Origin of the sequence: Yersinia aldovae 670-83, from assembly GCF_000834395.1 — a bacterium.
GTDB classification, from domain to species: Bacteria; Pseudomonadota; Gammaproteobacteria; order Enterobacterales; family Enterobacteriaceae; genus Yersinia; species Yersinia aldovae.
In genome coordinates, this window is the sequence record NZ_CP009781.1 from 4,393,052 (window position 1) to 4,415,143 (window position 22,092).

Genomic DNA, 22,092 nt, shown 5'->3' on the forward strand with positions numbered 1-22,092 from the left:
GCCTCTCATTGTGTGGCGAGAGCCGGTGGTACCGGCAGGTTCAGTGCCACGCGCAGAACATCACGGGCAATCATTAATTCTTCATTGGTATTGACGATGGCGATGTGTACCGGGGCATTGGTTTGTTGAATAAAGAACTGATTTTTGAGGTTTTTCTCTTTATCCAGTTCAATACCCAGAAACTCTAGCTCGCGGCATATCTGTTGGCGGGCGCTGCGCGAGTTTTCACCAATGCCGCCGGTAAAGATAAGCGCGTCAATCCCGCCCAATTGCACGATATAGCTGCCAATCACGGCGCGGATCCGCTCAGCGAACAGTTCAAGAGCTAATGCTGCACGGCGGTTGCCGTTATCGGCCGCTTGTTCCACATCACGATAATCATGAGAAATGCCGGAGATACCCAGCAAACCGGATTGGTTATTGATCAGATGGTTAATTTCAGCCGCACTTTTGCCTTCTGTTTGCTGAATAAAAGGCAGGATGGACGGATCAATATCGCCGCTACGGGTGCCCATCATTACCCCTGCCTGGGGGGTAAATCCCATCGAGGTATTGACGGACTTCCCGTGGCCGATAGCGCAAATACTGGAACCATTACCGAGATGGCAGGAGACAATACGTAGCGCTGCCAATGGCTGGCCCATACGCTCAGCACAGACCGCACTGACATATTTATGACTGGTGCCGTGGAAGCCGTAACGACGAATTCCCAATTCTTCGTAATAGCGCCACGGCAGCGGGTATAGGTATGAGGTCTGACTCAATGTTTGATGGAATGCGGTATCAAATACTGCCACGGCGCTGGCATGGGGCAGGGCAAGCTGGAACACGCGAATACCTAATGCATTCACCGGGTTATGCAGCGGCGCTAATGTACCAAGCTGTTCAATTTTATCCAGTACTTGCGGGGTAATCAGTACCGAATCGGCAAAGGTTTCACCGCCGTGGGCAACACGATGACCGACGCCAATGATTTCGTCTAATGAGTCAATAATATTGTGCTCAATCAGCGCCCTAAGCAGGTGTTCAGCGCCTTGACGGCAATCCGCGATGGGTAAGGTTTCTCGCCATTGCACATCACCGACTCGCAGGTTAAATATCGCATCATCCATCCCAATGCGTTCAATTAATCCCTGACATAACACCTGCTCGTGATGTTGGCCGGTCTGTTCATTTAACATGGAAAACAGTTGAAATTTCAACGAAGAACTGCCGGCGTTAATCGCCATAATCTTACCGGACATGCGACTCTCCACAATGTTTTAAATAAGTCATAAGGGATTCAAATAAGTCATAAGGTCAGTTAACCCCTCGCCGGTTTGCGCCGAGGTGATAAAAATATGTTGTGCGCCCGCTTGGGTCAGGCAATCCGCCGCCCAGCCCAGTTGGTCGGTGTGGCTGACGGTATCGGCTTTACTGATGATGCCAATTACCGGTTTGTTGAAAACCTGCGCCAGCATTGGCGCAAACCAGCTCTGCGTGGCATCGGCATTTTGTACCAACCCCACCACATCGGCTTCACAAGCACTGGCTAATAACGCACTGTATAAACAGCGGTTTTCCAGATATTCACCCGGCGTATCTATGGCATTGTCCTGCCAGATAATGGACTGGGTTTTCTGGTAATTCAGCGCCTCGCCGCGTAAGCGCTGAATCAGCGAGGTTTTGCCGCACTGACTGGGGCCAATCAACATGATGCGTTGCATGGCATCAGGTCCGGGTCATCGGGCAGGCAGTGAATTTCATCATGTCGCCCAAGGTGTGAATCACCTGTTTCAATGCGTATTCCACCGCGGAAACATCGCCGGTAAACACCACGGCACCGGTAAATCGGTCAATAAAACCAATCTCGACTGCGCCGGATTTGGTGGCGATATCACTGGCAATAATCGAGGCTTCACTGGGGGTAATGGTCAAAATGCCAATGGCGCTGCTGACATCGTTTAGCCCCAGTTTTTTATAAAGCGCCTTGTTAGGGTTAGCGATCAGGTGCGCCAGGGTTATCTGTTTACCGGGAACATATTCCTGGATCACGCGCTCGGGGGTGCTATTTGCTTCCATCATGCCTCCTGAACTAACTGACGCCACAGCGCCTCATGGGGCCGTGGGATAACTGAGCTGTATATCAATAATCCCTTTTCACCGGCACACTGGCTGGCGACCTCGACGGCAGTTTGCACATCGGCAATGTCACCGCTAAGCACCTGATAACATTTGCCACCGATACCAAAAGCCATATGAATACGTACCAGAGTGACATTGGCGGCTTTCACTGCACGGTCGGCGGCGGTAATGCAGGCCACAACACTCCAGGTCTCCACCACACCTGCCGCCTGACGGTTTTCCACCGGGTTCAGGCCGCTGATGGCGGGTAATACTGATGGATGAAGATTGGGCAAAACGATGCTGTCGACCAATAAGTGACCGCTGTGCCGTTCACCATTTTGTACCGACTGAGTCACCGCCCCGATATCACCTCCCACCATCAGCAAATACTTGCCGGGGCACAGGGTTTTGCTGACCAACAGGTCGACGTTGGCACTTTTTAGCATCAGGTCGCAGACTTCCATCCCTTTGGCAATACTGCTTAATTCAACAATTCCAATGGCTTGTGACATGCCGATTCCTCTTTAAAAAACACGGTCAGCCGCGACTTATCGTGATAGCACTGCCATCGATGGCGGTAACCACGCCGCTGATACTGGCGTGCAGTGGTGCACCCAAGACGTTATGCGGGATTTGCCCAATTAATTGGCCCTGTTCTATCCGCTCCCCCACTGCGACGATGGCCTCTGCGGCAGCACCGATATGCTGGCGTAATGGCAATATCACCTGTTGCGGCTGATACGGCTCCTCACTAAACGGTGCAGCCCGATACCAGTCGGTTAAGTCCAGGCGGGCGATCAGCCGTGCTGTTGGCACCATGCGGTATTTCGCCATCGGGTCAGCTTCGCGCAGCTCCCCTTGATAGCGGGCACCCTGCGCACGTAACTGAGTTTTCAGCAGGCGGTTAATGCGCATCGGCGAGATATCCACCGGGCAGGCATAGCTTTCACACAGACTGCATTCCGAGCAGGTCAGGGCGCTGAGCAAAATATCTGGCGTGGCGACTTGCTGGTAGATAATCGCCCGTACCAACAGGTGCGGCGGTAATTCATGGCCGATAAGGTGGCGCGGGCAGAGTTCGGTACACATACGGCACTGTTCGCAGACGGTGCGAGCGATGGCAAGCACATCCTTATCACTGCGGGCACGGCGGGTCATCAGCAAATGATCAGCAGGCAATACCAGCAGGCCGCCAGTGGTTTTGGTGACCGGCTGATCAAGGTCATGCAGGGCATGGCCCATCATCGGGCCACCATTAATATAAGCTGGGTTATTAATGGTCGCGCCACCCGCCAAAGCCAACACTTCCCGCAGTGACGTGCCCAGTGGCACCGTCAAGGTCAATGGCCGAGCTACGGCACCATTCACTGTGAGGGTTCGGCGGGTGACCGGCCACTGCTGTTCAACGGCGCGGGCCACGTTGAGCAGGGTTTGCACGTTATTCACCACCACCCCAATGCTGATCGGCAGTGCCGCAGGTGGAACCCGGCGGCCGGTTGCCAACCAGATGGTGATCACTTCATCTCCGGCGGGGTAAACATCGGGTAAAATATGCAACCGAATCTGCGGTGGCAGCAGTGGTGTCAGCGCTGCGATGGCCTCCTCATATTTAGCTTTCAGCGCAATGATGCCTTCGCATGCGCCGGTGGCTTTCATGCCATACAGTACGCCGCGCATCAGCCGCGCCGCCTGACGTGGGATCAATTGCTGATCCACTTTCAACATCGGTTCACACTCAGCGGCATTGACCAGGAAAATCTCGGCCTGTGCCTGTAACTTCACCGCTGTGGGGAACCCGGCACCACCGGCTCCGACCACACCGGCGTCACGTACCCGCTGTTGGATAGTCGCTGCATCACAGGGTGTCAGTTCGCCATAAGCGGGCGGCGAGTGCAGCACGTTGGCCTCAGGCATCTGCATGTCACTCATAAAGCGCCTCGATAATCCCACGGATATCCTGGTCGCTAGCTGGGCGCGGGTTGGTGCGCAATGTGATGTCGGCAAGGGCTGCTGCAATCATGTCGGGGAGATGTTGCTGCAATTGGCGCTCATTAACTTTCATTGCCGCCAACGGCTGAGGTAGCCCGCACTGGCGTTTTAGCAGCTCAATGTGGTGAACCAGCTGATTGACCGCACCGCGATCGTCACCATTGGCCGGGCTGAAATGGCACAGCTTCGCCAGCCGTGCATAGCGCTTACGCGCTCGCGCATCTGCGGCGTTAAAGCGAATTACCGGCACCAGCAACAGGGCATTCGCTAAGCCGTGAGCAATGTGGAATTGCCCCCCCAATTGGTGGGCGATGGCATGATTGATACCCAGTCCCGCCTGACTGAATGCTATGCCGGCCAGCGTCGAGGCGTTGTGCATTTTGCCGCGGGTTATCAGGCAGTCACCTTTACGGCAGGCGGTTGCCAAATGGCGAAATACCAGTTGCACCGCTTTTTCTGCCAGTGCATCGGTAAAATCACTGGCGCGCGGTGATACATAGGCTTCCAGCGCATGAGTCAACACGTCCAATCCGGTATTGGCGGTAATGACGGGGGGCACGCTCGCCACCAGTGTGGCATCCAAAATGGCGATATCAGGATAAATCTCATCGTCAAAGATGGGATATTTAATGCTTTTCTCTGGATCACTTATCACACAAGCACTGGTGACCTCAGAGCCAGTGCCGCTGGTGGTCGGGATGGCGATACAGATTTCTATCTCCAGCCCTTGTTTACGGCTAAACCAGACAATGGCTTTGGCGGCATCCAGTGCCGAACCACCGCCAAAACCGATCACTATGTCGGGACGCAGCGCTTGCATCTGCTCAATCCCCTTCACCACGGTGGCGATATTCGGATCCGGCGTGATATCGCTGAACAGGGTAATTTGGTTGTCGGCGGGCAAAGCTTGTCTCAGTTTATCCAGCAGCGGAGAGGTGGCTAAAAAGCCATCGCAAACTATCCAGATTTTGCGCTGATGAAAGCGTTGCAGCACCTTGAGGCTGCCTTCCCCGCTATAAATGCGTGTTTGCAGGAAAAAAGTTTTCATACATCCTCGCTCAGCGAATAGAGAAACCATTAGTCAGTACACAGCGGCGTTGACGTGCAAAGGTACGCGCCGAGGTAGTACCCTCACCCGTCGGGGTGGCAATAGTAAAGGTGGTAAAGCCTTCACCGCCGACACCTATCCCGGCATAGGACGGGCCATTTTTGACAAAAATGGAGGTTTGCAACAAACGTGCAGCCAGATTCAAGCGCGAGACATTTTGCGAGTGCATGGTTGCGGTATGATGCAGGCCGCCCTCGACGTGCAATGCCAATGTCAGGGCCGCATCAAAATCCTTTACCCGCACCACCGGTAACAGCGGCATCAATTGTTCGGTGGTGACCAGTGGATCGTCACCAGCCACTTCGACCAATAACAGACGCGGGGCTTTAGCCGGGCAGGTGATGCCGGCGGCTTTCAGCAGTTCAACCGGGCTTTTACCCACCAGATTTTTATTGGCATGGCCCTGCGGCGTCAGGCAGGCGTTGCGTAAGCTGTCGACCTGTTGCGGATTGCTTATCAGTAATGCATCGAAGGCCTGCATCTGTTGCAATAAACGGTCGGCAACACTTTCCACCACGATCAGGCTTTTCTCGGCAATGCACGGCAGGTTGTAGTCAAATGAAGCGCCCGCCACGATATCCTGCGCCGCTTTGACTAACTCAGCGGTTTCATCCACCAGACAAGGTGGGTTACCGGCACCGGCACCAATCACTTTCTTGCCGCTTTTCATGCCCATCGCCACAATGGCCGGGCCACCAGTAATAGCCAGCAAGGCAATTTTGTCGTGTGCCATCATCTGTTGGGTGGCTTCGAAACTCGGTTCTTTTACTGTCACCACCAGATTGCGAATGCCGCAACTGTTGAAAATGATCTCTTCAATTTGGGCGATGAGATCCAATGACACGGCTTTAGCACCAGGGTGGGGGCTGAAATAGACGGCATTACCCGCTGCCAACATACTGATGCTGTTATTAATAATGGTTTCGGTCGGGTTAGTGCTGGGGGCGACTGAACCAATAACGCCGAAGGGTGAATACTCGAATAACACCATGCCGCCATCACCGGTCAGGGCGGTGGTAGACAGGTCTTCAATACCCGGTGTGTTTTCCAGTGCAGCTTTATTTTTCAGGAATTTATCTTCTTTATTACCCATGCCGGTTTCACTGGCACCGCGCTCGGACAGAGAGATAAGTTGTGGCTTTAATTGCTCACGGATAGCGCGGATAATGGCGCTGCGAGTTTTCATCGGGCTTTGCTGATAGCGCAAAAATGCGCTGTGAGCAGCATTAATGGCTTCATCCACGCTGGCAAAAATGGCGCTGGAGGCAGGGGCCGTGACCGGCGTCAGTTGCTCGGTGAGGATAGTGCGAATCAGCGATTCAAGGTCATTGGTATTCATTATTCATTCCTCAGATGTAAAGCCGATATGGCCGCTTCTGCTATGTGCATATCTTGTTCGACGCTACCGCCGCTTATCCCTAAACCTCCTACCAATTGGCCGTCACGCCACAGTGGGTAGCCCCCGCCAAAACTCACCACTTTGCCGCCAGTGCTGGCTTCTAGTTGGAACAGGCTGGCACCCGGTTGAATGGCTGCACTGAGTTGGTGGGTAGCGGTTTTCATGGCGACAGCGGTCCAGGCCTTTTTCGGTGCCAGCTCGCTGCTGACCAGCAAAGTATCGGGCATGCGGTAGGTCATAATCATGTTGCCGTGGCGGTCGGCCAGTGCCACAACTACGGAAATTTGTAATTTCATGGCGGCTGCAACCGCTAACTTAACCAGCTGGTGAACATCAGAAAATCCGAGTCCAGCGCTCGCGGGCTGAGTGGTCGCAACGGGTTTCTCAGTGGTTGCGGCTAAATAGCGCGCTACCACGGTTTGTACTGTTTGTTGCAATGTCTGGCGCTGGTCTTCATCGCGGGCCAGGGCATACAAGCAGTCCGATAGCCGGTTGAGATACTGCAATAACACCGGACGCACCGGCACTTGCTCGGCCAGTTCGATTAACCGCCGTTCGCAGCGCCGCGCCAAGGTGCGGGCAAAATGTAAGCGGCTCCCTGCTTCAGTGTTACCGGGCAGGATAAAACCGTGCACCGGTGGCAGTTGTGCCATGCAGCGGTCCACCGCGTGTTCCAGCGCTTGGATATCTTTTTCGCTAATACTTTTTCGCCCGCTGGGTGGGGTTTCGATACCCTCACTGGCCAGTTCAGCGCTGAAATAAAACAATTGATGTTGTACGGCATCGAGTAACTGAAGGTTTTCTTCACCTTGTGTCACGCGGGCACACAGGCTGAGTGCCGCATTCAGTTCATCCAAGGTGCCGTAGGTTTCCACCCGAGGATGACTTTTTTTGACGCGTTGACCGGTGAACAGGGCGGTAGTGCCCGCATCACCTGTTTTGGTATAGATGCTCATAAAATCACCGCTTAATCAGTAAGAGCATTCATCGACGATGGCGACAATCGCCAGGTCGATGGCATCATTCGGTTCGGCAAAAACGCGCCGGGCACTGGAACCCCCGGACAGCAGCACCAGTTCACCTTGACCTGCGCCAACAGAGTCGACCGCCACTTCATCCGGCGTGTTGCTATCCGGAGGCAGCGAGCCATCACCGGCGACACGGCGCACCAACAGTAGTTTCTTACCGATCAGCGTCGGCGACTTTTGTGTTGAAACCACCGAACCTACCACTCGGGCCAGTTGCATGATTTACTCCTGCCTTAACAGTTGAATGTGACGGGCTGACAGTGTTTCCTGCGCCAGCGGTGTAACCAACGTGGAGCTGGCAATCAGCAACCAGCCGGGGTCAAGTGTGGCAATATCGCGATAACTCAACACCTTGCCTGCATGTAGCCGTACCGCCAGACCTTGGTTGTCACTGAAAGTTAGCGGCAACGGGCGCAGTGCCGTCATGGGCAGGGCGGGTAACAGTTGACGGTGCAGGCTGATATGCACTTTCATGCCCCACGACCAGGCCTCGTTCAAGGCCACCACCGCTGGACAGTTGGTATCGAACTGCGCCAACTGATGGATAAACGCCAAATCCGGCAACATTAAATGCAGCGTGGCATGGTGCAGGAATACCGATGTATCCAGCCCGGCGCGTAGCTGAGGCAATAGCAGGGTGTGAACCCGGCGTTCGCGCTCAGCCAACCGCGTGACAATCTGGCTGACCAGTTGTTCGGTTTGCGCCTGAGTCAGATTCATGGCTGCGTTGTCCGTGCAGGGGGGAGCAAAGTTGCAAAAGCTGCCGGGTCATCGGCTCCGGCGGCATTGGCCTCGTCGGTATCAATGTGCATTTCCAGTTTCATTTGGGGTGAAACGCGGATAGCAACATCATCCATGATCAACCGGCGGCCACTGCCGTGGATGGCCACTTGCACCCGGTCACCGTGTTTGACCCGATAGATAAGGGCATCCAGTGGCGACATATGGATATGGCGCAATGCCACAATCACACCCTTTGGCAATTCCAGCTCGCCATAGGGGCTGACCAGCCGGATAGCCGGCGTGTCGTCCAGATTGCCCGACATCCGCAGAGGGGCATTGATACCCAGTGTGCGGGCGTCGGTACGAGAGATCTCAACCTGACTGTCGCTGCGCAGTGGCCCCAGAATACGGACATTCTTCAAGCTGCCTTTCGGCCCGACCAAGGTCACCGTCTGAGCAGCGGCGAACTGGCCTGGCTGGAGCAGGGCTTTTTTCTCAATCAGCGGCTGATCGGGGAACAATTGTTGGTAATCCTGCACCGAAAGGTGCAGGTGTCGATTGGAAACCCCAAGCGGGATCGGACGAAGACGCATTTCGTCGAGGATCTTACTGACAACGGGTTCCAGTAACGCTTTTTCCATCAGACTTTTCCTCGTTTACCCAAGTGAATACAGCGAAAGCGAGGCTCACCTTTATGGCGTCGGCAAGCCGGGTCGAGGCAGAGATTGCAGCTCGCACGAGGAGCTGGCGGGGCCTCACTTTCTGCACTTTGTCTTGTGACATCCAAATCCATTATTGCCACACCCAAGGCAATTTCTGGTTCATCGTCGGTGGCGCTATCGGCAGGTCGTGGGGCTTGTGCTTCATCGCACTCGTCGATGGTGGGGCTTTCTGTCATAACCCTTTCGGCGACAACCTGTTGCGTAGGTTCGCTTAAGGTGGTGGTTTCAGTGGCGACTGGCTCAATGTGTGGCGCTTGCCAATACGCCATTAGGGGATCTGCCGGACGGGCCAGCACCGCACTTGAGACCAGCCCTTGATGCAGTTGGGCAAAGGCGGCTCCGGTACTGATTGCCGCCTGAACGGAAGCCACATCACCGGTCAGACGGATTAACATCCAGCCGGAGCCGTTGGTTTTTTCTATTCCAATCAGGGTGACGGATGCCGCTTTTGCCATGACATCCGCTGCACCAATCGCCAGCGCCAGACCGCTAACTTCAAGTAAACCCAGTGACGTTTTCACGCGGTGCTCCTCTTCTTACCCTTAGGCAGAGGTCGGTAAAATGGCTTCTACATCGCTGTGTGGGCGTGGGATCACATGGCAAGATTTCACTTCACCCACTGCGCTGGCCGCCGCAGAACCGGCATCAACCGCCGCTTTAACTGCGCCGACATCGCCGCGAACCATGACAGTCACCAAGCCGGAGCCGATTTTTTCGTATCCCACGAGCTGTACGTTGGCAGACTTGACCATGGCATCAGCCGCTTCGATGGCAGCGACCAGCCCTTTGGTTTCGATGAGTCCCAGTGCGTTGTTCATAGATATGAGTTCCTTGTTAATTTGAGTGTGATTATTTAAACGGTAAACCTTTGACTAATCGGGCGGCGTTGTTGCCTAGCCGCCGTAACGGGTCTTCGTCTTGTGCCAGTGGCTGCCGGAACAGCGGGCTGGCGGGGGGTAAATGACGAAAATGCACGATAACTTCGTCGGCAGAACATGCCAGCCCTACCAATAGTGGTGAGCGGGTCGCCGCCTGCCAGGCGCGGAGAATGGCATCCGTGTCATCGTCTTGCTGCCACTGCCAGGGAATGCCTTCTTCCTCAATCCCTAGTAACACTTGGTGCCAGACCGCCTCGGGTGTTGGCGAGGTCAGGCTGATAACAATTGCGGGTGCATCTTGGGTAAAGTTCATGTGTGATTCTCCCGTTGCCAGGATAGAATCAATCCGGTGGCAACCGCATTACGCGGGCCTTCGCTGGCGCGGATATTGCCGCGACCGGCCACCAGCTTGTAGTGAGAAAGGGCGTCGGTGACCAATTGCGGGATTTCGAAGTCCAGCGACGAGCCGCCAACCAGCACCACGAAGGGGATATCGCGGATATTGCCGGTCGGACTGACTTGACGTAGCGCGCGAAGCGCATTGGTGACAAACACCCGCTCTTTAGCGCTGCGGCGGATATTGCGTACTTTTTCCAGTGCGTAATCTCCCGGCAGTGGCACCAACCCTTCCGGTTTAACCACCACTAATCGGGCAAAAACTTCGGGTGGTAGCGGTTGTGGGAAGAACTGAACGCTGCCGTCTTCGTGGCGCAGGTGGAACAGACTTTCCACTTTTGCCAAGGGATATTTTTTGATGTCTTCGGCCAAATAGCGGTCTTGGAGATCCAGCTCAGAGGCGATTATCATCGTGACCATATCGCCAGCACCCGCCAGATGGGTGGCAACAATTTGACCTTGCGCATTGATGATTGAGGCATCGGTAGATCCTGCCCCTAAATCGAGGATGGCGAGTGGCCGTCGCGTCCCTGGTGTGGTCAGCGCGCCGAGTATCGCCGCTTCGGCTTCCGCCCCCCCGACCTGTACATCAATATTCAGTGTCTTTTCGATTTCACTGGCGATATGTGCCATTTGTAAGCGGTCAGATTTCACCATAGAGGCAATACCCACCGCCTGTTCGAGCGAGAATTCACCCGCCAGACCACCAATGACGTTGACCGGCACCGCAGTATCAACTGCCAGCAAATCCTGAATGAAGATCTCATTGGTCGGTTTGTTGGTCAGTTCCGCCATAGTTTGACGAACGTGTTCGAGCATGCCGCCGATATTAGTGCCCGCCTCGCCACTGACATTATCCAGATGTCGGAAGCTGTTGACGGCGGTCATGATGGCTTCAGCACCGGTTGCGACATCCACCCGTACTGTGCGGCCATTAGCAAATAGCTCCAGATGCCCAGCGGGAATGGCGCGGGCTTTAACATCACCCTCCGGGGTTTTCACCACCACTGCGGAGCGCGTACCAATCAAAGCCCGCGCCACCGGAACGATGTTTTTGGTTTCTTCAGCACTCAATCCGAACACCGTGGCAATGCCATAAGGGTTAGAGAGGGTTTCAATCACCTGACCCGGCATAGCGACTTCAACCGCCGCCAACATCCCCATTGGGATACGGTCAATATGCAGCACCTCATCCACGATGGGCAGGGTGTGTGTGAGACGGTTGCTGACCAGTACACCATCATCCCGTTGCAGGATAATCGCGGTAATGCGGTATCCAGCGTTGTTAGCAGCATTGACCACGGCCGCCACATCGGCAAAATCAACCGCAGAGGGCACCACCAGAATATAAGGCTGGTTAGGGTCTCGCGTGACCAACTCATCAATCGTGATGGTCAGCCCAACGCCTAACCCCAGTCCACCGGGTGTTTTAGGGTTGTGACCGATCATGGTGGATTCAGTGATAATGGTTTCAGTTATGGTTTCCATCGCCACATCACCAATGACCGGGGTCGCCTCGTTGATGCGGATAAGATTGATATCGCTTAGTGCGATACCGGCCTTTTCCACCAACATATTCAGCGCCTTAGTGATGCCAAAAATGTTGCGTTGCGTCCCTTTGATACCCGTGGTTTCGGTTAGGGTACTGGTAACAAAGTGCAACTGACCATCAGCCGCACATTGTGCCAATGCGACTTCTGTTGATGAGTTACCGATGTCAATGCCTGCTATATACCGCATATCCGTTCCTAAGATGGCTGACCATTGATTAATCCATACTGCTGACATATCCCGAGGCTTCGATCTGGAGCAGAGAGGATAGGCAGAAGAGTAAAGCGTCCGCGCCAGGACGGCGCGGCTCGAGCCCCCAAGGAAGGGTTTACGGCGTCTTTACGATCTGCCTGTTCTCTCTGCCATGGGCACATTGTTATAACCCTCTGAGAAATTGATTAATCGTCGCCTTTTAGCTTTTTGCGCTGGACATACAAAACGGCGGCTTCGCGCACGAAGGCGGCGCAGATAGTCGCTTTGTAGGTTTTTTCCAGATCATCGGCGATGGCATTCAGCTCTTCTTTACTCGAGCGGAATGGGCGCAAGGCGTTATAGATATCCAGTACCTTGTCATCCGGCACAGCGGTCAGTTCCGCTGCGCGTTCGAAGTTCATTGCCAGCAGCGGGCGGCCAGCGTCTTTGGCAATGGATGCCTGAATACGCAGGATTTCTGGGGTAATACGTAAATCTTGTGAGGTGACAGTGCCGTTTAAAACGTTCGCCAGCGTCAGATCATCCAGTGTTTTATTGGTGGCGGTTTTCACCCAGTCAGGGTGTTTATTCGCCAATGGATAATCAGAGACTTTGGCATCACTGCGCGAGCTGGCCGCTGGAGCACAAGCGGCAGTTGGCGTTTGGCCTTGCAAGCTGTTCATCTTGCTCAGCACATCGCGAACCATGGATTCAATAGCTTCGGAATTCATTGTGTTTTCCTTTGTTAAAGCGCCACCCGGAGTTCCTGAGGATTCTTGCCGGTCACCACATATTTGGTTTCTTTAATGTGCAGAATCGCCGATTTGGCCTGATATTTTGGCCGTGCCATTTGGTCATTCAGGGTCGGAACCGGTTGTGGTGATTCCCGTTTGGCATAACGCGCGGCGTTTTTACCAATTTGGCGATAAGTTTCCAGCGTCAGCAGCGGGGCCTGCGGGAACAACTCCAGATTGGACAGCGGCGGTAAGCCTTGCTGATGAATCACCGTAGTGCCTTTGGATTGAATACCGATAGAGATACCGGATCCACTCAGGCGGTTACCCTCGACGGCAACAAAAGCCACATCGGAGGATTTAAAGCAGCGGATAACCCGCGCTTTTATCCCTTCCTCTTCGATACCAGCAATCAGTTCGCGCAAAATATTCTTGTGCGGAATGCCAACGATATTGGCTGTTTGCGACAAGCCAAATGCCGGGCCGACCGCAATAATCACTTCATCTTGATGGGTACCGGGGCGGGCTTCACCCACTTCAGTGAGAAAATCTCCTGACGCCACAGCAGCCGTTGCCGTAGGTTGGGTATCTTGCTTAAAGGAGACGGTATTGTTATCTCCCTGCATTTCCTGCAATACGCCTTCAATAATTTGGCGTAACAGTTTTTCGTTAATATCCACCATCTCGTGAACCCCTTAGCCAAGCTCATTCGGATCAAGCGCGTTTGGAATATTTTTAATTTCTTCCCAACGTGCACCTTCCAGCCGGTAACCGGTAGCTGGCCCCGCGTAGTCATTGACGTCATTCACCGCTGACAGCACCTGGTTATTACCTTTGATGATTGCCGAGGTATGCAGGTAGTCGCCGGCGATTTTGGCTTTCTGGATGTTGAGCATGTCCTGCGCCACATCTTCAAAGCCGCCTTGCGCCAAGGCTTTCACCACTTCCAGACCGGTGCGATTTTTGCTGATAATTTCCTGAGCGAACTTGATGTCTTCAACGATGTTGCGTTCCGGCATATCTTTCGAGCCGTGGGCGTAGGTCGCCGCAATCACTTCTTCGTCGGTAATTGGCGGTAAACCCATCCCGGCGAATACCGCTTGCAGAGCGCGCGCAGCTTTATTGCGGATAGCCACGACGTCGGCTTCCAACACCGGACGCAGGCCGCCATCGACTTTCAGGTCACGCTGCAACACGTTGTAATCGTCAAAGTCTTCGGCATCTTCGTTGGAACCGGCAAACATGTTGTCGTAGTTCGGCACCGCAGAGAAACCTGAGGAGATAAAGTCAGTACCCGGCAGGAACTGCATCAGCAGGCGAGCGGTACGGCGCATATCCGAGTGGGTAAAGGTTTGGTCGTTACTGGATGCACATTCCAAATCCAGCGCTGAGCAAATCAGGTTTTCGGCCAAAATGGCGCGAATACCCGATGGCACCGCAGACGGCACGCCGACACAACTGACGGAGCCGTTTTGCAGCCCCTGAACCCCGGCGGCTTTGGTGATATAAATACAGCGCGCTTCGAGATACAGCATGGATTTGCCTTCGGCATAGCCCATTTGTACTTCGGAGCCAGAACCGGAGGTGAAGCGCATTTTCAAACCGCGTGATGCATAAGACGAAGCGAGAAAACCTTTTGACCACGGAGTGTCATCACCGTCGGTAAACACCGGTTCAGTGCCATAAACCGAGATGGTTTCGGCATAACAGGTGTGGCCCAGCATCCCCAGTTTCAGTTCAGTGGCTTCTTCCAGAGAACATTGAGTCAGCACCCCTGGACGGCCAACTTGCGAACCGACCAACAGTGCAATGGCGTTGAATGGCGCATAACGGGCCACCGCCACCGTAGTTTCTTGCTCATCGAAACCACGGAATGCGCCTTCCGCCGCATCGGCGGCAATTTGCACCGGGTTATCTTTCACGTTGGTGACGTGAGCTTGTTGTGATGGTGTCCGACGAGCGCGCATTTTCTGCATCGACATCATCATTTCCACCACGTTCATGTGCGACACCACCTCGACGATTTTGGCTGGTGTCATGGCGGTCGTCAGCGGAACAATGGTGCGGCGTGACACATTTGGATCACACAACATATTGGCCAGCTTGATGGAATCCATCTTCATCACTTCTTCCGCATGGGCCAGATTGATACCGTAGCGGGCGATAAAGTGGTCGATCAGGTCGAAACTGCTTTGTGGTTTACCGTCGAGTTCAGTCACCACACCATTAACAATCTTGATGGAAGGTTTTGGATCATTCGGGCTTTCCATGGCAATAAAGCCTTCCTCGATCCACTCTTTGACAAAGCCGTCCTGATTAACCGGGCGTTTCGCCAACGCTTCAAATCTTTTCGATTTCATGAAACAGCCTCACTGTGGCGTCAGATATAAGAAGGGCGGTCGTTTTTCGGTTCAGCACCTAAAGTTGCTAATACCGTTTTGCCGATCTCACGAGCAGAAATCACTGCCTGACGGACTGCGCCAGAATCGCCGGAGATAACCAGAATCACTTCGTTACTAAAGCTGGTACCGTGGGCTGGGGAGCTGTAAGCCACCACATCAACATTGGCTGATTTCACTGCGGTATCCGCCATTAGCACCCCAATCGACGCCGGTGCGCCGACAATCACGCCGCAAGAACGGCCCAACGGTGCGCCGAATGCTTTTTCCAGTGCATGGCTGGCACGCGCGCTGTATTGCAATTCGATATGACCGGCTTCATTGGCGTAAACATCCCCAAATGTGCGGTCTAACTCTTTCAGCGCCACTTCAACCGCACGTTTCACGTCGGAAACATCATCACCACCGAAGATGATCAGCGAGCCATGACCGGCACCGCCTTTGGTATCGCGTGGTAATTCAATGCTGACCACTTCGGTATTGGTGGCTTTTACTGCTTCATCGGCGGCCATAATGTGCGGGCCAGCACCGGTGCGAGCGCCCAAAATACCAATGGAGCGATAGCGTTTTTCCAGCTTCATTGCGTCCAACAGGGCGCTGTCGACGTTGGCGATCACCAGTCCGACCGTGTCACCGATCGCGGTTCCAACAAATTCCGTTAAACTGCAAGTTTTCTCAGCCATAGCCGTATCTCGTTGTTTATAGGATGGTTGTTTATAGGATGATTGTGCATGGGATGGTTGTGCAGAAGACGCCGGAGCGTGTTCACTGACTTTTGCTATCACCTGCGCCATGATTTGGTCGACCAGGTCATTGCTTTTCATTAGCTATTTCCCTTTGGCAAGTTTCCCTTGGGAAGAAAGGCCTCAACATCGGTATGTGGCCGTGGGATCACATGGGTTGATTTCACTTCACCTACGTTGGCAGCCGCGATAGCGCCTGCATCAGTCGCCGCCTTAACCGCTCCCACATCACCACGGACGATGACAGTGACCAGACCGGAGCCAATTTTTTCATAGCCTACCAACGTCACATTGGCCGATTTCACCATGGTGTCAGCAGCCTCGATGGCCGCAACTAACCCTTTGGTTTCCACCATTCCTAGTGCTTCTTGTTGCATAAGTACCTCGACAAATAGCATGTTCAAAAATAATGTTGTTATATTCAGTAATAACGTTGTCAGGTTCGTGCTGAGATTGAATATACAAACAAGCAATGAAAAAGAATGGCTGTATTGAATTTACTGGCGGGAATGGTTAGTGACGAAATAACAAATTATTGTCATGACTTAACTTAACTGATTATTTTATAAGTCTATTTATTAATGGTTAGGTGATAATAATTGGTTTTTGCATATTCATAATTACAATTAAGTCAGTGACAATTCCTATTTTATTTGGTAATAGCGCATGCGAATATAAAGATGGAGGCTGGCTCACATTAAAATAGAAATTGCGAGCTTGCTAACAATAATAGAAAGAATAAATGACAAGAAATTCACATTATTGAATTAGACGATAAGTTGCTTATTTGCCGGGTTTTGAGGGGGTTCTGGGCCAGGTAATAGCAATAATTTGCTATAGGAACTCTATTTTTTGTTTAATTAATGGCTAATCACGACAACACTTTCATTTTCCGTCTCTTTATAGTGATCAGGTCAAGGGCCGTGCAATACCATACCCGTCATACTTCGAGCTGCATATGCGTTGGCTGCTTTCGTTCACCCCAGTCACTTACTTGTGTAAGCTCCTGGGGATTTACTCAATTGCCGCCTTCCTGCAACTCGAATTATTTAGGGTATATAACGTATTAATTTAACCGCAAGCAGGGTAACCCTATGAACGACTCGCTTAAAGCTCAGTGTGTGGCAGAATTTCTTGGCACCGGGCTGTTTTTGTTTTTTGGTATTAGTTGCCTGGCGGCGATGAAAGTGGCCGGTGCCAGTTTTGGTTTGTGGGAAATCTGTATTGTGTGGGGGCTGGGGATTTCACTGGCGGTTTATCTGACCGCGGGTATTTCCGGTGCTCACCTCAATCCCGCGATTACCATTGCTTTATGGCTGTTTGCCTGTTTCCCCGCACGCAAAGTCATTCCCTACAGCGTTGCACAGATTGCCGGTGCTTTTGGTGGTGCGGCGCTGTCTTATATGCTGTATCACAACTTATTTACTGATTTTGAAACCGCCCATCAGATAGTACGTGGCAGTCTGGAAAGTCTGCAACTGGCCAGTATTTTCAGTACCTTCCCCTCACCGGCTATCAGTGTATGGCAAGCCGCATTTGTTGAAATCATTATTACCTCCATTTTGATGGGGCTGATTATGGCGTTGACGGATGATGGTAATGGGGTACCGCGTGGTGCATTAGGGCCGCTATTGATTGGTATCCTGGTGGCGGTGATAGGGGCTTCAACCGGGCCATTAACCGGTTTTGCCATGAACCCCGCGCGTGATTTTGGCCCCAAATTATTTACCTTCTTTGCCGGCTGGGGAAAAATCTCAATGACTGGCGGGCGTGATATCCCTTATTTCATTATCCCGATTGTCGCCCCTATTATTGGTGCTTGCCTCGGTGCGGCGGTTTATCGCTTCTTCATTGGCAAAAACCTGCCTTGCAATACGTGTAAATTAGAGGATGAGAAAGCCAGTTTATAAATCAACGTAAGTTTCCTCATCTTGAATCTATGAACCGGGATGAGGAAATTTCGTGATCTATTCTGGTTAATGGACTGATTATAGTCCCCTGTTGATTATGACTCTGGTAAGGTGAATTGTTATTTTCCTTCATTTTACCAGAGGCTAAACCTTCACAGGGAAATAGGTTTTCCACTTGCTGATAGGAATGTAAATATAACAAATTAGTAACACATGGTTTATTACAGGGATGATTGATAGCAACAAACGAAACTTAATAACAATAAATTAAAATTAACTGAGAGGTTTTATCATGATTTCTGCCAGTTCTCTTAACTCAGAGCTCATAAATAAAATCGCGCAGGATTTTGCTCAGGCCACAGGGCTGGCCGTGGTGGTAGTGAATATTCACGGCGAAGAGATTTCTGATCTTTTTAACTTTACGCCATTTTGTCAGTTGATGCGCCAGGACCCGGTGAACCATCTCCGTTGCCGAATGAGTGATCGTTGCGGGGGTCTTGAAGCTTCAAAGTCCAATGAGCCTTGTATTTATCGCTGCCACGCTGGGTTAACTGATTTCTCTATTCCGCTGGTTATTGCCGGTCATTTAGTGGGTTTTGTGTTATGCGGCCAGGTGCGGTTGCACTCAGATGTTTATCTGATTGATATACTTAATGTCGATAATCACTGGCAGCAGAATCCGGCACTGATGGATGAGTTCCAAAATGTGCCTGTTATGGATTTTTCACGGGTGATTGCATCGGCAGATTTATTGAAGTTGATTGTTGAGAATTGCCTCAAAAAACATCTCAATTTTGTGGTGATCAACGACAACATGGGTAGCAAAGAACCGGGCAGAATACGACCGGTTCCCCCCCATGACAGCAAAATGAAGAAAGCACTGCGTTATATTGATACACATTTATCGGAAGAACTACGGCTGGAAGAAGTGGCGGCTAAGGTGTATCTCAGCCCGTACTACTTCAGCAAATTGTTTAAAAAGTATCAGGGCATCGGATTTAATGCCTGGGTCAATCAGCAGCGGATGGCCAATGCCAGAGAGATGTTACAACACAGCGATTGGAGCATTGCCAGCATTGCCAAAAATCTGGGTTTTTCCCAGACCAGCTATTTCTGCAAAGTGTTCCGTCAGACCTACAACGTGACGCCGCAGGTATTTCGCTCACTTTCTTCTGAACGCAGAGAAATGGAATGACAGTTATTGTTCTAATATCAATTGGTCATGCTGTTCATTCAAGTTTGTCTATTTGAATATCCAGTGTGATATTAAAAATACAAAATAAATAATGGCAATTTTTTGCTATTTTTTTAAACGATATTTTTTCATTTAACTTGTTGTTTTTCAGTGGTTATTTTGCATTTTTATGGCAATTATTTGTTGTGGAGATACAAAAAAATCACTCGCAAAAAATGAAATTAACCATTTTTTATGAACAGAAGAGCGTATATTAATTTCAAGAAAGTCTACCAGGCTACTAATTAATAAACGCTCTGTTATAACAGTGTAAATAAAGAGATAAATTAAATAACGAAATAAGAAATTAAATAACAGAATCTACTGTACTTAAATACTGAAACAGGTATGTCGTGGATAACACGATTGGGAAGGGGGTGTAAATCCCCCGCAGCCCCCGCTGCTGTGATGCTGACGAACCCGCTGAGACCACTGATCCATAGGATTGGGAAGGTAGCGGGGGAGAGTGACGCTAAGCCAGAAGACCAGCCAAATCAGTAAAGAGTTTCAACTCCTTCGGTGGGAAGCGGGTTGTCATCAGATGCGCGCAGCGGTGACGTTGCGCAAATGCACCTTTTTGACACTGCATATCCCGCTTGAAATGGCGGGATTTTTTTATGCAATGCTCAGGTAAACAAGCATTTATCATCGCAGGAACCGGCAGCGGCTGTGGTAAAACCACTGTGACGCTGGGTATTTTGCGGGCGCTGATGGCGCGTGGATTGTCGGTGCAGCCGTTCAAAGTTGGGCCGGACTATCTGGATACTGGCTGGCATACCGCCGTCAGTGGTGTGACGTCACGTAATCTTGATGCTTTTATGTTGCCGCCCGCCACCCTTAATGGGTTGTATAACCAGCATATGCGCCATGCCGATGTAGCGGTGATTGAAGGTGTCATGGGGTTGTATGACGGCTACGGTACTGACCCCGATTATTGCAGCAGTGCAGCGATGGCCAAGCAATTAGGCTGCCCGGTTATCTTGCTGGTGGATGGTAAAGCGGTTTCGACATCCGTTGCCGCAACCGTGCTGGGCTTTAGCCAATTTGACCCCAAGCTGACGATTGCCGGGGTGATTGTTAACCGCGTCAATTCAGAAAATCACTATCAACTTATTCGCCATGCTATCGAACGTTATTGCGGCATTCCGGTTTTGGGCCGTTTGCCGGTCATGGACGATGTTGCCTTGCCATCACGCCATTTGGGGCTGATCCCGGCACAAGAGCGAGGCGGTACACTATCCAAACAGCCTGATAACTCGCCACGCTGGCAACAATTGGCCCAGCAGGTTGAAGCCTTTATCGATCTGGACCGCTTGTTGACCCTGACTTCAAGCACCCAACGCCCTGTTGGAACCCCACCCGCATTGCCTTCTCAAGCTTTGGCCGACGGGCTGATATTGGCCTTAGCCGAAGATGAAGCTTTTAATTTTTACTACCCCGATAACCTTGATTTGCTGGAGCAAGCTGGCGTGCGCATCCAGCGTTTCAGCCCACTGCATGACCGCCATCTGCCGGCTTGTCAGATGATTTATCTGGGCGGAGGGTATCCGGAGATCCACAGCCGCGCATTAGCAGAGAATACCGCGATGCATACGGCGTTACAGCAAGCCCACCGGCAGCAAATTCCGATGTATGCCGAATGTGGCGGCTTGATGTATTTGGGGGATGCTCTGACGGATGAAAGCGGACAGCGCCATCGGATGGTGGGCGTTTTGGCCGGAGAAAGCCGGATGGGAAAACGCCTGACTCGCTTTGGTTACTGTCAGGCAGAGGCCCGCAGCGACACATTACTAGCCGCGTCTGGCGAAATTCTACGCGGTCATGAGTTCCATTACTCCGATTTTACCAGCCCACTGACACCCGTTTTTGATAGCAGTAAATGGCGCGATGGTGAAGTTATTCAGCGCTGGCACAGTGGCTATCAAGTGCAACGGACTCAGGCCAGTTATCTGCATATTCACTTTGCTCAGCGCCCCGGATTATTGGATGGCTGGCTGACTGCTGCCCGGAGTGTGCTATGACCCTGAGCGCATGGTTTGTTGCTTTCCTGTTGGACCATTGGCTCGGCGACCCGCCACGTTGGCCGCATCCGGTGCGCTGGATGGGTAATCTGATCACGCGGTTGCAGAGAGCCATTCGCGGCGTGTGTCATAGCGAGCGGGCACTCAAATGGGGTGGTGCGGTGCTGTGGTTACTGGTGGTGGGGATCACCTGGCTCGTCAGCTGGGGGTTTTTATGGCTGATGACAGAGATTAATCCGTGGCTCGGCTGGTTAGCACAAGTGTGGATGATTTACACCTTACTGGCCGGACGCTGCCTGAGTGACGCGGCATTAGCGGTTTTTGATGCGCTACAACACGGAACCCTGGCGCAAAGTCGCGAAAAGCTGTCATGGATTGTTGGGCGTGATACTTCGCAATTGGAGAAACCACAAATCACCCGTGCGGTGGTAGAGACCGTGGCCGAGAACAGTGTCGATGGCGTGATTGCTCCGCTATTTTTCCTGACGCTGGGGGGCGCGCCGCTGGCAATGGCTTATAAAGCGGTAAATACCCTTGATTCGATGGTGGGATATAAAACGCCGAAATATCGTGCAATTGGCTATGTCTCTGCCCGTATGGATGATGTCGCCAATTGGCTTCCTGCACGCCTCAGTTGGCTGTTACTCAGTATCGCAGCCTGGTTGATTCAGGCTGATTACCGTCAGGCGTTGCGCATTGGTTGGCGCGACCGTTATCAACACTCCAGCCCGAACTGCGCCTGGTCGGAAGGCACGGTGGCGGGAGCGCTGGGCATCCGCTTGGGTGGCCCGAATGATTACTTTGGTGAGCGGGTGGAGAAGCCGTGGATCGGCGATGAGCGGCGTGAAATCGCTCTGAGTGATATTCCACGCAGTATTCATTTGATGATGATGGCGTCGCTATTGGCCCTGTTATTGTTCGCTCTGACCCATCTGCTGTTGGTCGGTATTTAACAAGGA

Annotated in this window: 24 protein-coding genes and 1 riboswitch; of the genes, 4 read left to right on the plus strand and 20 right to left on the minus strand. The window is 52.3% G+C overall.

The features are described from left to right. Window positions 1–5 precede the first annotated feature (5 nt). The 20 genes from AT01_RS19775 to pduA all read right to left on the minus strand — a co-directional run bounded on the left by AT01_RS19775 (window position 6) and on the right by pduA (window position 16,345). Complete coding sequence (locus AT01_RS19775; protein ID WP_042548374.1) at window positions 6–1,244, minus strand: acetate/propionate family kinase; 1,239 nt, start codon at window positions 1,242–1,244, stop codon at window positions 6–8. Between the two features lie 27 nt (window positions 1,245–1,271). Beyond that, window positions 1,272–1,706, minus strand: coding sequence for a EutP/PduV family microcompartment system protein (locus AT01_RS19780; protein ID WP_004699368.1), 435 nt, complete (start codon window positions 1,704–1,706; stop codon window positions 1,272–1,274). A gap of 4 nt (window positions 1,707–1,710) precedes the next feature. Beyond that, window positions 1,711–2,061, minus strand: a complete 351-nt coding sequence (gene pduU, locus AT01_RS19785; protein WP_005157716.1) for a propanediol utilization microcompartment protein PduU — start codon at window positions 2,059–2,061, stop codon at window positions 1,711–1,713. Beyond that, complete coding sequence (locus tag AT01_RS19790; RefSeq protein ID WP_004699367.1) at window positions 2,061–2,618, minus strand: BMC domain-containing protein; 558 nt, start codon at window positions 2,616–2,618, stop codon at window positions 2,061–2,063. The genes pduU and AT01_RS19790 overlap by 1 nt, the downstream gene beginning before the upstream one ends. A gap of 25 nt (window positions 2,619–2,643) precedes the next feature. Next, window positions 2,644–4,035: a 4Fe-4S dicluster domain-containing protein gene (locus tag AT01_RS19795; protein ID WP_042548375.1), complete on the minus strand. Its 1,392-nt coding sequence runs from the start codon at window positions 4,033–4,035 to the stop codon at window positions 2,644–2,646. Beyond that, window positions 4,028–5,143, minus strand: a complete 1,116-nt coding sequence (locus tag AT01_RS19800) for a 1-propanol dehydrogenase PduQ (protein ID WP_042548376.1) — start codon at window positions 5,141–5,143, stop codon at window positions 4,028–4,030. The genes AT01_RS19795 and AT01_RS19800 overlap by 8 nt, the downstream gene beginning before the upstream one ends. 10 nt (window positions 5,144–5,153) lie before the next feature. Continuing rightward, window positions 5,154–6,542, minus strand: a complete 1,389-nt coding sequence (locus AT01_RS19805) for an aldehyde dehydrogenase family protein (RefSeq protein WP_042548377.1) — start codon at window positions 6,540–6,542, stop codon at window positions 5,154–5,156. Further along, window positions 6,542–7,558: a cob(I)yrinic acid a,c-diamide adenosyltransferase gene (locus AT01_RS19810; protein ID WP_042548378.1), complete on the minus strand. Its 1,017-nt coding sequence runs from the start codon at window positions 7,556–7,558 to the stop codon at window positions 6,542–6,544. Before AT01_RS19810 ends, AT01_RS19805 begins: the two co-directional genes overlap by 1 nt. Before the next feature lie 15 nt (window positions 7,559–7,573). After that, window positions 7,574–7,849 carry a EutN/CcmL family microcompartment protein gene (locus tag AT01_RS19815; RefSeq protein ID WP_004699362.1) on the minus strand — a complete coding sequence of 92 codons (276 nt, stop codon included), beginning with the start codon at window positions 7,847–7,849 and terminating at the stop codon, window positions 7,574–7,576. Window positions 7,850–7,852: 3 nt separating this feature from the next. Beyond that, window positions 7,853–8,350 (minus strand): microcompartment protein PduM, encoded by a 498-nt coding sequence (gene pduM, locus AT01_RS19820; protein ID WP_042548379.1) that lies wholly within the window; start codon window positions 8,348–8,350, stop codon window positions 7,853–7,855. Further along, complete coding sequence (locus tag AT01_RS19825; RefSeq protein WP_042548380.1) at window positions 8,347–8,994, minus strand: phosphate propanoyltransferase; 648 nt, start codon at window positions 8,992–8,994, stop codon at window positions 8,347–8,349. Before AT01_RS19825 ends, pduM begins: the two co-directional genes overlap by 4 nt. Further along, complete coding sequence (locus tag AT01_RS19830) at window positions 8,994–9,596, minus strand: BMC domain-containing protein (RefSeq protein ID WP_042548381.1); 603 nt, start codon at window positions 9,594–9,596, stop codon at window positions 8,994–8,996. The genes AT01_RS19825 and AT01_RS19830 overlap by 1 nt, the downstream gene beginning before the upstream one ends. Window positions 9,597–9,617: 21 nt before the next feature. After that, window positions 9,618–9,893, minus strand: coding sequence for a propanediol utilization microcompartment protein PduJ (gene pduJ / locus AT01_RS19835; protein ID WP_004388818.1), 276 nt, complete (start codon window positions 9,891–9,893; stop codon window positions 9,618–9,620). 31 nt (window positions 9,894–9,924) lie between these two features. Beyond that, window positions 9,925–10,266 (minus strand): glycerol dehydratase reactivase beta/small subunit family protein, encoded by a 342-nt coding sequence (locus tag AT01_RS19840; protein WP_019080989.1) that lies wholly within the window; start codon window positions 10,264–10,266, stop codon window positions 9,925–9,927. Continuing rightward, complete coding sequence (locus tag AT01_RS19845) at window positions 10,263–12,089, minus strand: diol dehydratase reactivase subunit alpha (RefSeq protein ID WP_042548382.1); 1,827 nt, start codon at window positions 12,087–12,089, stop codon at window positions 10,263–10,265. The genes AT01_RS19840 and AT01_RS19845 overlap by 4 nt, the downstream gene beginning before the upstream one ends. 209 nt (window positions 12,090–12,298) lie before the next feature. After that, window positions 12,299–12,823: a propanediol dehydratase small subunit PduE gene (gene pduE / locus AT01_RS19850; RefSeq protein WP_042548383.1), complete on the minus strand. Its 525-nt coding sequence runs from the start codon at window positions 12,821–12,823 to the stop codon at window positions 12,299–12,301. A gap of 14 nt (window positions 12,824–12,837) precedes the next feature. Further along, entirely contained in the window at window positions 12,838–13,506 is a 669-nt protein-coding gene (locus AT01_RS19855; RefSeq protein ID WP_162484254.1) for a propanediol/glycerol family dehydratase medium subunit, read from the minus strand. Between the two features lie 15 nt (window positions 13,507–13,521). Beyond that, window positions 13,522–15,186 carry a propanediol dehydratase large subunit PduC gene (gene pduC / locus AT01_RS19860; RefSeq protein WP_004699355.1) on the minus strand — a complete coding sequence of 555 codons (1,665 nt, stop codon included), beginning with the start codon at window positions 15,184–15,186 and terminating at the stop codon, window positions 13,522–13,524. Window positions 15,187–15,206: 20 nt separating this feature from the next. Continuing rightward, entirely contained in the window at window positions 15,207–16,049 is an 843-nt protein-coding gene (gene pduB / locus AT01_RS19865) for a propanediol utilization microcompartment protein PduB (protein ID WP_042548385.1), read from the minus strand. After that, complete coding sequence (gene pduA, locus AT01_RS19870) at window positions 16,049–16,345, minus strand: propanediol utilization microcompartment protein PduA (RefSeq protein ID WP_005157689.1); 297 nt, start codon at window positions 16,343–16,345, stop codon at window positions 16,049–16,051. The genes pduB and pduA overlap by 1 nt, the downstream gene beginning before the upstream one ends. A gap of 717 nt (window positions 16,346–17,062) precedes the next feature. On the opposite strand from pduA, the gene pduF reads away from it, so the two are divergent. The 4 genes from pduF (at window position 17,063) to cbiB (ending at window position 22,086) form a co-directional block, all read left to right on the plus strand. Beyond that, on the plus strand, window positions 17,063–17,878 hold the full coding sequence (gene pduF, locus AT01_RS19875) for a propanediol diffusion facilitator PduF (protein WP_042548386.1): 816 nt from the start codon (window positions 17,063–17,065) through the stop codon (window positions 17,876–17,878). Between the two features lie 292 nt (window positions 17,879–18,170). Beyond that, entirely contained in the window at window positions 18,171–19,073 is a 903-nt protein-coding gene (gene pocR / locus AT01_RS19880) for a transcriptional regulator PocR (RefSeq protein ID WP_042548387.1), read from the plus strand. Window positions 19,074–19,439: 366 nt separating this feature from the next. Further along, a riboswitch (cobalamin riboswitch) is annotated at window positions 19,440–19,620 on the plus strand. A 109-nt stretch (window positions 19,621–19,729) separates the two neighbouring features. Next, entirely contained in the window at window positions 19,730–21,133 is a 1,404-nt protein-coding gene (locus tag AT01_RS19885) for a cobyrinate a,c-diamide synthase (protein ID WP_042548388.1), read from the plus strand. After that, a complete protein-coding gene (gene cbiB, locus AT01_RS19890) occupies window positions 21,130–22,086 on the plus strand; it encodes an adenosylcobinamide-phosphate synthase CbiB (protein WP_042548389.1) in 957 nt (318 codons plus the stop codon). Before AT01_RS19885 ends, cbiB begins: the two co-directional genes overlap by 4 nt. Window positions 22,087–22,092 lie beyond the last annotated feature (6 nt).